Below are 10,734 nucleotides of genomic sequence, written 5' to 3'. Positions count from 1 at the left end.
GTGGCGATGACGACATCACCCGCGGTGCAGTGGACGATCGCGATCAACTGCTCGCGCACGGTTCCGGTGGACCAGATCGTATAGAGTGGAAGCTGCGCGATTTCCCATAAGAGATGGCCGATCGCACTTGTTGCGAGGTAGTGCCGCAGCCAGGAGAGCCAGCTTGGCATGGCGTTGAGTCTTTTCTGGCCGAGGATACGACCGAGGACGAAACAGACCGGTGCCTGCAGCGCACGACCGGCCGGATGCCTCGGGTGAGGCGTCCGGCCGGCATCAGAGCAGGATTATTGCGTCGACCGCGAACTTGGTCTGGGTCACTTGCCCTTAGACTTCAACCATTTGTCGATCATCGCGATTTCCTTTTCCTGAGCCGCAACAATCTCAGTGGCGAGCTTCTTGGCTTCGGGATCCTTGCCGTGGGTGAGTTCCACCTTCGCCATGGTGATCGCGCCCTGATGATGACCCTTCATTTGCGTCATGAAGTCGATGTCGGCGTCGCCGGTAAACGTCATCGGCATCGCTTGCATCATGCCCATCATCGATTCCTTGTAGCCCTTGGTGGAGGCGGAATCAGAGGCGGCCGGCTGCATCATCTTCATGTGCATGCCGGGGTCCATGGCCGGCTTGGCGGCAGGCTGCTGGGCAACAGCCGCGGTAATGGCGAGAGCCGAAGAGAGCGAGATCAATGTCAGGCGGTTCATGGTCGTGGTTCCTTCATTTGACTGAGAAATCAGTCTGGGGATGCGATCGGGGTGTCGGACGCGTCTCCTACGCTGCCACCTCATGGCAGCGTTCAGCGCGGGCTTCAGGCACAAGCCCACACCTCCAACACGGGCAATTCGCTCACGCGATCTGCGAATGGATCGGGACAAGCGGATACGAATGCGGATGGGTATGGCCGTGTCTTGAACCGTCTCCCGACGCTCCAGATTTTTTCTGGTGCGCAATACAAGAGACGCACCGCCAACTTCGACGTTCCGCACGGTAACAATTCGTAATAAAAACGACGTCCGACCACGTGAAGGTTGCCGCGAGAGCTGCACGGCACCGGCCGGCCGGTCATTAGGTCCCCGTGTCCATCATCTGGCGGACGGATTCGCGGAATACGATCCGCGACTCGTTACGAGAATAGAACATGTGCCCACCAGGCAGCAGCTCGAGCTTGACCCGGGCTGGATCGCCGAACGCCGGCAACTGGTCCAGCAGGAGCTTCGTCTCGAAATACGGCGTGACGAGATCGGTCAGGCCGTGAACGACGAGAACCTTCAGATTTGGGTCGAGCGCCAGCGCGCCGCGCAGTTCGCTCATGGATTCCCGATCGCCCCGGCCCTGGCCGTAGCTCCAGCGGCGGCTCGTCTCTTCGTTCAACAATATATAGCGGCCCTCGGGGCGCCATTTCAGGTCCCTAGCGTAATGGCTCAGCATGGCGCTCGTCAGCGGCGCGGTGATGGCGTCGAGCACGGCGTCGGGGGCTCGGCTACGGCTTGCGTCCGGATTGGGGTCGAAGGCGGTTACTGCGCCATCGTAAGGGCTGCCGACCCGTCCGCTTGGGCGATCGAGTTCGCGCAGGAAGGTGCCGGCATCGACCTTGCCGCCCATCCGCAGGACCAGTCCGCGATCGAGTCCAGTCAGCGCCGCGACCTGGTCGGACATCCGCTCCACCGCCTGCCGATCGCGGGGGCCTTTCAGCAGATCGGCAAGGTAGGCGCCCGAGGCGTAGGCTTCGACTGCAGCAAGCGCTTGGCGTGATAGCTTGCCATCGCGCTCTAGCCGGACGGCCGCCATGCCGGGCAGCGAGACCACAAAGCTCAGCGGCGAGCCGCGTGCGTCGCGTTGAAAAGTGAAATCGAGCACCGGCGAGATCATCACGATACCGGAGACGCCGACGCCGTCGGCGCTTTGCAACTCGCCTGCGACCTTGGGGGCCCGGAAGCCACCATAGCTCTCGCCGACGAGGTAATTCGGCGAGGCGAGGCGGTCGTTCAGCCGAAGCCAATTGCCGATGAACCGCGACAGCGACCGGTAGTCGCCCTCTACCGACCACAGCAGCCTTCGCGCATCGTCGCCTGTGGAGGCGAAGCGGCTGTAGCCGGTCCCCACGGGATCGATGAAGACGAGGTCGGTAAAATCGAGCCAGGTCTCGGCATTGTCGATCGTAACCGGCGGCATGGACGGCCCGTCTCCTTGCCGTCCGAACGGCAGGCGTCTGGGCCCCATCAGGCCGAGGTTAAGGTAGGCCGACGCCGCGCCCGGACCGCCATTGAAGGCGAAGCTGACGGGACGCCGCGGCGAGGCTGAGCCATTCTCGTGATCCAGCACATAGGCAATGTAGGCGATCTCTGCGAGCGTTCGCCCATCCTGGTCGCGCACCGGCAGCGAGCCGGCGGTCGCCGTATATCGCAGCGTGCGGCCGGGCAGCACGATCTCGTGCCGGGTGACGGAGGGCTGCGGCAGAAGCTGGTTCTGGACGGTTGAACGCGCGTCCGGTTGCCCCTGCGGCCGTGATTCCTGCGCGGCAGGCCGTCCCTGCGCTTGAACCGGCGACCCCGTCTCCTGCGACGCCGCGTCGGTGCCGCCCGGCAGCGGGGCCGCGGCCAGACAAGCGGCGAGCAGCAGAAGGATTGGTGGAGGAATTCTCATGGAGCACCTCAATGTCGAAGCCGAAGAACCGCGGTAGAACGACAACGAGGCGGAATTCAGCGAGCTTGCATGACGTTGCCCCTCGGGCTTGATCCGGGCTGAACTTCGCTCTGGCTCATTGAGGGGAGCAGAAGGTGAAGCGCAGCCTTTTCTCGGAGGAGCAAATCATCGCGATCCAGTAGGAACAGGGATCAGGCGTGTTGGTCGCCGATCTCAACCGCGAGCGCATGACGGTCGCGATAGTCGCGTTAGACTATGCGCAGCGCTTAGCTCTTTCCGCCATACGACCAAGCGGCCAGTCTTCGTGTCAGCGGCGACGGTAGGCGTCGGAAGGCCTGTTTGAGGAAGGGCCTCCAGTTCAGTAGTCCATAATTTGCTGCCAGCCGGCCTTTCCAGGACAAAGCCAGGACCAGGTCGCTCACAGCCGTCAGGCCGTCGGCATGCTCGTGCTTGTACGCGTCAGCCGGCGCTAGCAAGTCAAAGATGGCGTTACCGCGACGTTTCGCGGACGCGAAGCTGTGATGCACCAGAATTCCGCCGACCCCCCCACGCTCATGCTCGGGATGCGTGGCGATGACGTGGCCGAAGCTGGTGCCCTTGCAATCCAGGGCTAGGTCGAGCCCAATCGGCGCGCCGTCGCAGGTGATCATCGTTATGTGCAGCGGCGAACCGCCAGCTGCGTCGCCGGCGAGATCGTGGAAGAACGCCGAGAAGCGCTGATCTGCGATCGTCGGCGCCACGATGCCATGGCGCAGAAGCGAAGCCCGCTTCATCGCCACCGCCATGACGGCCAGCCGCGCCGCCTCCGGCCCGGGCTCCACCATCCCAAAGGCGATCGCTCCACGTTCCGAGAGCCGCCGCAACCGGCGCCGATGGTTGGACCGCTCCCGGGATGCATAGGCCTTGCTTGGTCCATCGGGCCCGACCCGAAAGGTGAGATCGGCAAAGGGGGCCTCGAGCCGCTCGCGCAGGACCGCGCCGGCGACGAGGCCCGAGCGCATGAGCGCCGAATCGGCGCGTAGCTTGCGTAGGTCCAGGACGTCCGCATCGAGCCTTTGCAGGCAGTCCCAGCCGGCCTGCATCAGAGACCCCTCGCACTCGGCAGGCTCGATGAGAACATCGCCGAACTGCGCCACAGGAACGCCCATGAAGCGCAGGCTGACCACGCCGAAACGGCGCTGGCGGATCAACGGCAAGGCCATGACTAAACGCCCCCGGCGTCGTCCGGTGATGATGCTCAGACTGGTGCGCGAATCGAGGTAGTGCCGCATCCAGTGCCGCAGAACCGCATGGCTCTGGAAGACCTGATGAGGCAGGCCAGCGCGCGCGAACAGGGCTTCCCATTCGGCCTGCATCGCCAGGAAGGCGGTCGGACTGTCCACGATCGCGATCGTGATCTCGTCGTCGCGCGGCAGGGTATCGTCCACCGGGACAGGCGCGGGCCATGCCTTGATCGGGTCGATGTTGGCTGCTGCGATCAAGGCCATGGTTCAGCCACGGCCGCTATAATGGGCGACGATGCGCTTCAGACCGGCGAACGGGAACCGCACCAGATAGGGCAGCAGAAGTAGCGGATGACGGACGGCGAAAAGCGCATCCTGCTCGACCATGTGACGGATGGCGAGGACAGGCATCGGCGCGCGCAACGGCCTGAAATCGGGATTCCATAGGCCGCGTGCCTCGGATCCAGCATGCATCAGCCCAATCATCCGGTTGCGTGTCAGCGAATAGGCTTTGTGGCGGTCCTGGATGCGCCTCAGCATGGCGATGCCACGCTCGCCGCCACAGGCTGGAAAGCCGATGATGATCGTGCGGAAATGCGCCATGGCCGGCTTTGCGGGGATCGCCTCCAGCGCCTGGAAACTCGTGCGGATCAGCGAAAATACCCTGTCCTCGTCATCAGGCCCAGCCTCGCATATGCCGAGCCGGACGGTGTCGAGCTTTGCCGCCTGGCGGGTGAAGGGGCAAACGGCGCCTGTGCGGCCAAGATCGGGATGGGCCGTCATCAGATAGCCCTCGACCCAGCCGATCAAGGTCGACAGGGCGTCGGAACCGGACTGGTCGCAGCGCGCCCGGGCCACGGCAAGCGTCGACATCGCGCCGGAGGCTTCGAGTTCAGCCAGTGGATTGGCGACCGCACCGCTGCCGGCGCCCGCCAAGGGCTCGAATAAATTTCCGACCCGATCCGACTTCTGGCTCATTCCGCGCTGCCTCGGGTTTGCTTGAAGGAGGCTCTAGCAGGGCGGTCTTAGAGAAGCGTTTCCGACGCAGCTTTCGTCGACGGCGACGCCTTAGGACTTCGTTATGGCTCTTAAACAGCCACAAGATCGCTGAGCCTATACATAAATCCATTGGCATCGCTTCACACGGGGGGTGATACCGACGGCTATGTCGCCAAATCTCAATGTTGAGCGTTCGAGCCGGTTCACAGGGTCATTAGGAATCAGCCCACGCGCTCGGGCCACTTGCGGTGCAAATCATCGATGACGAAGGCATGGGCGTCGCGGCCGCCACCCGCACCAGCGAGATGGGGATGATCGCTGGGCAGATTATTAGGACGATGGGCGAGATGACTGACCGCCAGACCCGCTCCGCCACGGTGACCGCAGCGAAGGTCAGCAGCGCGAAGAATCCGAAGGTCAAGCGATGGGTAAGGACGTCATCTTCGTCCGCGCCGACGGAACGGTCGAAACGACTCTCTGACGTCAGATCAGAGCGCGCCGAAGTGAGCCTCGCGGTGCGGGGGCCTGTGGCTTAAAGAGGCGTCATCCCAGACGACGCGCGGCCGCTATAATGACGGCCAGCGCATCTACGGTGCCGTCTGCTTCGCCCTTCTCGAAATCGCCTTCCTGGCCCATCTGGTTGGTGACGTGGGCGAAGCAGACGACTCGCTTGCCGCAGGCTTGCGCAAAGGCATAGAGCGCGGCGGCTTCCATCTCGACGGCGAGCAGGCCGCGTGCGGTCATGGCGGCGATGGCGCGCTCCGTCTCCCGAAAGGGCGCATCGGTCGTCCAGGTCGCGCCGCTCAGCACCGGCTCGCGCAGTCCGTCAAAGGCGCCCTCAAGCTTAGCGAGGACGCCGGCGTCGGCTTGTGAGAATTCCGATGACGGCAGGTAGTGGTAGCTCGTACCCTCGTCGCGCAGGGCCCGTTCGATCAAGATAAAATAAGGCGGCGGCCGTATCGGCTGCAGTTGCCCGGACGAGGTCATGCTGATTAGGAGCCTGCAGCCGGCGGCGAAGAGCTGCTCCGCCACCAGCACGGCATAGGAGGCGCCGACGACGCAGCCGACGATTCCGAATTCGACGTCGCCTTCGACGAAGCGATCGAGCTCGCTGTGATAGCAGGCCCAGTCTCGGTCAGCCGTCGCGCGTCCGTTCCGGCGCAAGCGTCGGACGAGATCGCCGTCGGGGTCGAGCACGCAGATCGCCGGCACCTCGCGCACGGCCAGACCTTTCTGGCGACGCGCTTCGCGCAGCAGGTTTCCCGGCTGGAAGGCGGACTCTTCGGCATAGTGCTTGTTGGCCAGAATGGGCACGGAGCCGTCGCGGTGTTCGGTCATGGTTCCGCTGTCGCCAACGTCGGCGTCTTCCTGAACAGGCACCAGATGAAGTCCTGATGGTTCCCGGTTGGCGTCACATGAGTCTGCGGCTGCTGATCGATCAGGTGATAGACCGGTCCAAGCTCCGCCTGAAGCATGTCCGCCGAATAGCGCCTGACGGGGAGCCCGCTGCATCGTTCAGGGCCGCTGAGCGCAAAGGACGCGAGGATGACGAAGCCGCCCGCCCTGACGCCTCGGTCAAGCGCGCGCCGATAGGATAGCCGGTCGGCTTCATCGACGAGGAAGTGGAAGACCGCCCGGTCATGCCAGATCGAGAACGCGTCCTGCGGAGGCTGCCAGGCTGTGACGTCCTGCGCGATCCACGTCACACGCCCGGCGCGCGCGCCGAGGCGCTGCTGCGCGACGGCTAGGCCGGCCTGGGCGATGTCGAGCACGGTCACGGCGGAATAGCCGGCATCCAGCAATCGGTCGATCAGCATCGAGGCGCCGCCGCCGATGTCGACGATGGGGTCGCCCGTGCCCAGACCGGTCTGGGCGATCATATCGAGCGACGGCGTCGGATCGTCCTGGAACCAGCTGACCGTGTCGGCCGGCTTGGTCGTGTAGACGTCGTCCCAGTGGCTGCGTCGTGGGATGGTCATCGACGGCTCCTTGTCTTGCGGAGCCCATAGGGCGGCCAGCCGGATTAATCGTTCCGGCTGGCCGTTTCGCAAGATACCGTCAGCTCATGCGCTTGATCTCGGCATAGGCGCCCTTGGTCCGTAGGAAGATGGTGACGGGCTTCGTGCCCCGGTTGCGCCAGAACCAGCCGTGGCCGCCATCGAACTCAGCGGTCAACACGCCCGTATCGCCTGCCACCGCGCGTCCGGTCTTGTAGCTCTTCTCCTTGGCACCGGGGCCGGGCGTGCCGTGCATGTCGTAGTTCACGACGCCGTCCTTGACGCTCCAGTCGAACGTCACCTGCGCGCCCTTGGCCATGGTGAGCTTGTACTCCGCGCCCTTGGTCGGCTCCAGCGTGATCACGGTCTCGTCGGTCTTCTCAGCCTGGGCAAGAACGACCCGTTCGCCGGCCTGTGCAGGCGAGACGAACAGCCCCGCCAGCGTGGTCAGCAGGCTTGAGCGCTGGTCCGGCGAAGGCGTCGCTGGGGCCGGCTGAGCCGGCGTGGTCGAACCGTCCTTCAGGCGGTCTGCCTCGGCTTCCGCAGCGAGCTGGGTCTTGATCTCGCCCATCTCGGTCAGCTTCAGCATGCGGCCGATGCCGGTCGGGTCGATGGCGTATTCGGCCGGCAGGACGATCGTCACAAGAATGCCGGCGGCCGCGACGATGGCAATGGCCGTGGAGCGCAGGAGCTGTGCCGAGGTCGGCAGTTCGGCGCGCGTGGGGATGTCGGAGTTGTACATGGTGTGGGTGCCTTTCAGGTTGCGGAGACGAAAAAGCCGGTGAGTTGGTAGCCGATCAGCACGAACCCGGCGGTCATCATGACGGTGTTGGCGGTGTAGGCGTAGCGAAGGAAGCTGGGAGTGCGCCGCCAGAAGCCCATCGCGATCAGGATTGCGGTCAGGGCCAGGATTTGGCCGATCTCGACCCCGACATTGAACGCCAGGAGGTTGGGCACGAGGCCGTCCGGTGCGACGTTGTAGTCGAGGATCTTGGTCGAGAGCCCGAAGCCATGGAACAGGCCAAAAATCAGCGTCGCGGCCTTGGTGTTCGGCTGAACGCCGAACCAGCGCTGGTAGGCGCCCATGTTGTCGAGCGCCTTGTAGACCACCGAGAGGCCGATGATGGCGTCGATGACGTAGGCGTTCATGCCGATGTTGAGATAGACGCCAAGCAGCATCGTGGTGGAGTGCCCGAGCGCGAACAGGCTGACATAGATGGCCACGTGCTTCATCCGGTAGAGGAAGAAGACGACCCCGAAGAGGAAGAGGAGGTGGTCGTAGCCCGTCATCATGTGCTTGGCGCCAAGATAGACGAAGGGCATCAGGTTGATGCCGCTGATCTCCTGGATGTAGCCCTTGTCGCCTTCGGCGACGCCGTGGGCGATGGCGGGCGCTAAGCTTGCAAGGAGCAGGATAAGAGGCAGCGATGCGTGCGAGGCAGCAAGACGCAGCCCGCACCGCCCTCCGATGGAAGGTCGTTGCATGAAAGTTCCAATGGTTCGTCGGTGATGGATGGCCGCCGAGACGGCCGCACTCATGCTGCGGCGACGGTTCTCGGGGGGCGCTCCAGCCCGTTAGGATGGCCGGGATCGGCCATGAACGGGTCGTGAGTCAGGCTGGTGCGCGCGAAGCCCGGCGTTAAGAGCGCGAGGACGCTGAGCGTGTCGGCGGTTTCATGCAGGTGATCGGTCGCGTTATGGCCGTGGACATGGCCCGGTATCTGCTCTGACGGCTCGCCCTCGTCATGCGAGTGCCCATGCTCGGCGATCGTCGCGGCGAGCTCGGCATGGCGGACGGCTTCGGCCTGCGCGGTTGCGAAGGCATTGTGGCCCGCCGCCATGTGAACCGACGTAAGCAGCACGCCGAACGCCATCGCGAAGGCGATGACGAGGCTGAACCCGGCTCTGAGGCTGCGTTGCGACATGGGGAGGTGTAGAGCCTTCATTCTTGGCGAGAGTTGGACCAAGCCCCCGGGATCGACGAATCGCCAAGCTTCATTGACTTATCCTACCCGGGGGGATACGGAAAGTCATGTCAGAGCCTCACATTCACGAAACTCACCCTGCCATCGTCAAGCGGCTGAAGCGGGCCGACGGTCATCTGCGCAAGGTCATCGAGATGATCGAGGCCGGGCGCCCCTGCCTTGACATCGCCCAGCAGTTGCAGGCGGTCGAGAGTGCGATCGGACAGGCTAAGAAGACGCTGATCCAGGACCATCTCGACCACTGCCTCGACGAGGTCGCCAGCTCGCTGCCGCGCGAGCAGCGCGAGGTCGTCGCAGCCTTCAAGGCCATTGCGAGATACCTTTAGGACCAACCCCATGCTGGCCATCCTCGGCAACCGGACCTATCGCCACCTTTTCCTCGCGCAGGTCATCGCCCTGATCGGCACGGGTCTCGCCACCGTGGCGCTCGGCCTGCTTGCCTATGACCTCGCCGGCGCGAACGCGGGCATCGTGCTGGGCACGGCGCTCGCCATCAAGATGATCGCCTATGTCGGCGTCGCGCCGATCGCCTCGGCCTTCGCGGAGCGTCTGCCGCGTCGAGCTATGCTGGTCGGGCTCGATCTCGTTCGCGCGGCGGTAGCTCTGCTGCTGCCTTTCGTCTCGGAGATTTGGCAGGTTTACGTCCTGATCTTCGTGCTGCAGTCGGCCTCGGCCGCGTTCACGCCGACCTTCCAAGCGACGATCCCCGACATCCTGCCGGACGAGAAGGACTATACGCAGGCGCTGTCGCTGTCGCGGCTGGCCTATGACTTGGAGAGCCTGCTGAGCCCGGCGCTGGCGGCGCTGCTGCTGACCGTGATCAGCTTCCACAACCTCTTCGCCGGCACGGTGATTGGCTTCCTTGCGTCGGCTGCGCTTGTCGTGTCGGTAGCCCTGCCGAGCCCGAAGCCCGGAGAGCCCCGCGGCATCTACGAGCGCACGACGCGGGGCCTGCGGATCTACTTGGCGACGCCGCGCCTGCGCGGCCTGCTGGCGCTGAGCCTGGCCGTCTCGGCGGCGGGCTCCATGGTCATCGTCAACACCGTCGTCCTCGTGCAGGCGACCTATGGCATGACGCAGCAGGCGACCGCGCTCGCCCTGGCGCTGTTCGGCGCCGGCTCGATGACGGCTGCCTTCGCGCTGCCGAGCCTGCTCGACCGGCTCGACGATCGCAGACTGATGCTCGCGGCCGGGGCCGCCTTGCCGGCGCTTCTTCTACTCGGCACCCTCGTTCCGGGCTTTCCCATTCTGTTGTTGCTCTGGTTTGCGCTCGGCTTCGCCTACAGCCTGACCCAGACCCCATCGGGGCGCCTGCTGCGGCGCTCGGCCCATGCGGAAGACCGGCCCGCTCTTTTCGCCGCCCAGTTCGCGCTGTCGCATGCCTGCTGGCTGGTCACTTACCCGGCCGCCGGCTGGCTCGGCGCGACGCTCGGCCTGCCCGCGACGTTCGCGGTGATGGCAGCCATCGCCGCGCTGGCGCTCGTGCTGGCGCTCCGCTTCTGGCCGGCGGGCGATGCCGACGAGATCGAGCATGAGCATCTCGCACTGGCGCCCGATCACCCGCATCTGGCTGGAGCGGGCCGACGGCATCGCCATGCCTTCGTGATCGACCGGGAGCACCCGGCCTGGCCCAACACCGGCCGCGCGGGCTAGCCGATGGGCTTGCACGACGAGATCGATCCGGCCATCCGGCGCCTTGCCGCCGGCGAGACGCTGTTTGCGGCCGGCGACGAAACGCGCGGTTTCTTCGAAGTGCGTACGGGACGCGTCAGGCTCATGCGCTTCGGCGCCGATGGCCGCGAGACGGCATTGTTCACGGCAGGGCCGGGAGAGCGCTTCGCCGAGGCCTCGCTTTTCGCCGCGCGCTACCATTGCGACGCCATTGCGCTC

General features: G+C 64.8%; 12 protein-coding genes. 3 read left to right on the top strand and 9 right to left on the bottom strand.

The features are described from left to right. Positions 1 to 314: 314 nt before the first annotated feature. From copM to Q8M82_RS10710, 9 genes are all read right to left on the bottom strand, one after another. Positions 315 to 701 carry a CopM family metallochaperone gene (copM, locus tag Q8M82_RS10750; protein WP_291820716.1) on the bottom strand — a complete coding sequence of 129 codons (387 nt, stop codon included), beginning with the start codon at positions 699 to 701 and terminating at the stop codon, positions 315 to 317. A gap of 361 nt (positions 702 to 1,062) precedes the next feature. After that, positions 1,063 to 2,640, bottom strand: coding sequence for a S10 family peptidase (locus Q8M82_RS10745; RefSeq protein ID WP_305691354.1), 1,578 nt, complete (start codon positions 2,638 to 2,640; stop codon positions 1,063 to 1,065). 266 nt (positions 2,641 to 2,906) lie between these two features. Next, a complete protein-coding gene (locus tag Q8M82_RS10740; RefSeq protein WP_305691353.1) occupies positions 2,907 to 4,127 on the bottom strand; it encodes a GNAT family N-acetyltransferase in 1,221 nt (406 codons plus the stop codon). A gap of 3 nt (positions 4,128 to 4,130) precedes the next feature. After that, positions 4,131 to 4,799, bottom strand: coding sequence for a DUF6875 domain-containing protein (locus Q8M82_RS10735; protein ID WP_305691352.1), 669 nt, complete (start codon positions 4,797 to 4,799; stop codon positions 4,131 to 4,133). A 606-nt stretch (positions 4,800 to 5,405) separates the two neighbouring features. Beyond that, positions 5,406 to 6,200, bottom strand: coding sequence for a nucleoside phosphorylase (locus Q8M82_RS10730; RefSeq protein WP_305691351.1), 795 nt, complete (start codon positions 6,198 to 6,200; stop codon positions 5,406 to 5,408). After that, positions 6,197 to 6,841, bottom strand: coding sequence for a class I SAM-dependent methyltransferase (locus tag Q8M82_RS10725; protein WP_305691350.1), 645 nt, complete (start codon positions 6,839 to 6,841; stop codon positions 6,197 to 6,199). The genes Q8M82_RS10730 and Q8M82_RS10725 overlap by 4 nt, the downstream gene beginning before the upstream one ends. 79 nt (positions 6,842 to 6,920) lie before the next feature. Then, positions 6,921 to 7,601, bottom strand: coding sequence for a transmembrane anchor protein (locus Q8M82_RS10720; protein WP_305691349.1), 681 nt, complete (start codon positions 7,599 to 7,601; stop codon positions 6,921 to 6,923). 14 nt (positions 7,602 to 7,615) lie between these two features. Then, positions 7,616 to 8,344 (bottom strand): HupE/UreJ family protein, encoded by a 729-nt coding sequence (locus tag Q8M82_RS10715; protein WP_371126313.1) that lies wholly within the window; start codon positions 8,342 to 8,344, stop codon positions 7,616 to 7,618. Between the two features lie 50 nt (positions 8,345 to 8,394). Beyond that, positions 8,395 to 8,826: a hypothetical protein gene (locus Q8M82_RS10710; RefSeq protein ID WP_305691347.1), complete on the bottom strand. Its 432-nt coding sequence runs from the start codon at positions 8,824 to 8,826 to the stop codon at positions 8,395 to 8,397. Positions 8,827 to 8,891: 65 nt separating this feature from the next. Between Q8M82_RS10710 and Q8M82_RS10705 the strand changes: the two genes are divergently transcribed. The 3 genes from Q8M82_RS10705 to Q8M82_RS10695 form a co-directional block, all read left to right on the top strand. Continuing rightward, positions 8,892 to 9,170 carry a metal-sensing transcriptional repressor gene (locus Q8M82_RS10705; RefSeq protein ID WP_305691346.1) on the top strand — a complete coding sequence of 93 codons (279 nt, stop codon included), beginning with the start codon at positions 8,892 to 8,894 and terminating at the stop codon, positions 9,168 to 9,170. Positions 9,171 to 9,180: 10 nt separating this feature from the next. Continuing rightward, positions 9,181 to 10,497 carry an MFS transporter gene (locus tag Q8M82_RS10700; RefSeq protein ID WP_305681339.1) on the top strand — a complete coding sequence of 439 codons (1,317 nt, stop codon included), beginning with the start codon at positions 9,181 to 9,183 and terminating at the stop codon, positions 10,495 to 10,497. 3 nt (positions 10,498 to 10,500) lie between these two features. Beyond that, the coding region (locus tag Q8M82_RS10695) for a cyclic nucleotide-binding domain-containing protein (protein WP_305691345.1) at positions 10,501 to 10,734 on the top strand (234 nt) is incomplete at its 3' end.

Origin of the sequence: Allobosea sp. (genome assembly GCF_030694325.1) — a bacterium.
Lineage (GTDB): Bacteria > Pseudomonadota > Alphaproteobacteria > Rhizobiales > Beijerinckiaceae > Allobosea.
This window is presented reverse-complemented; position numbering and strand designations above follow the sequence as displayed.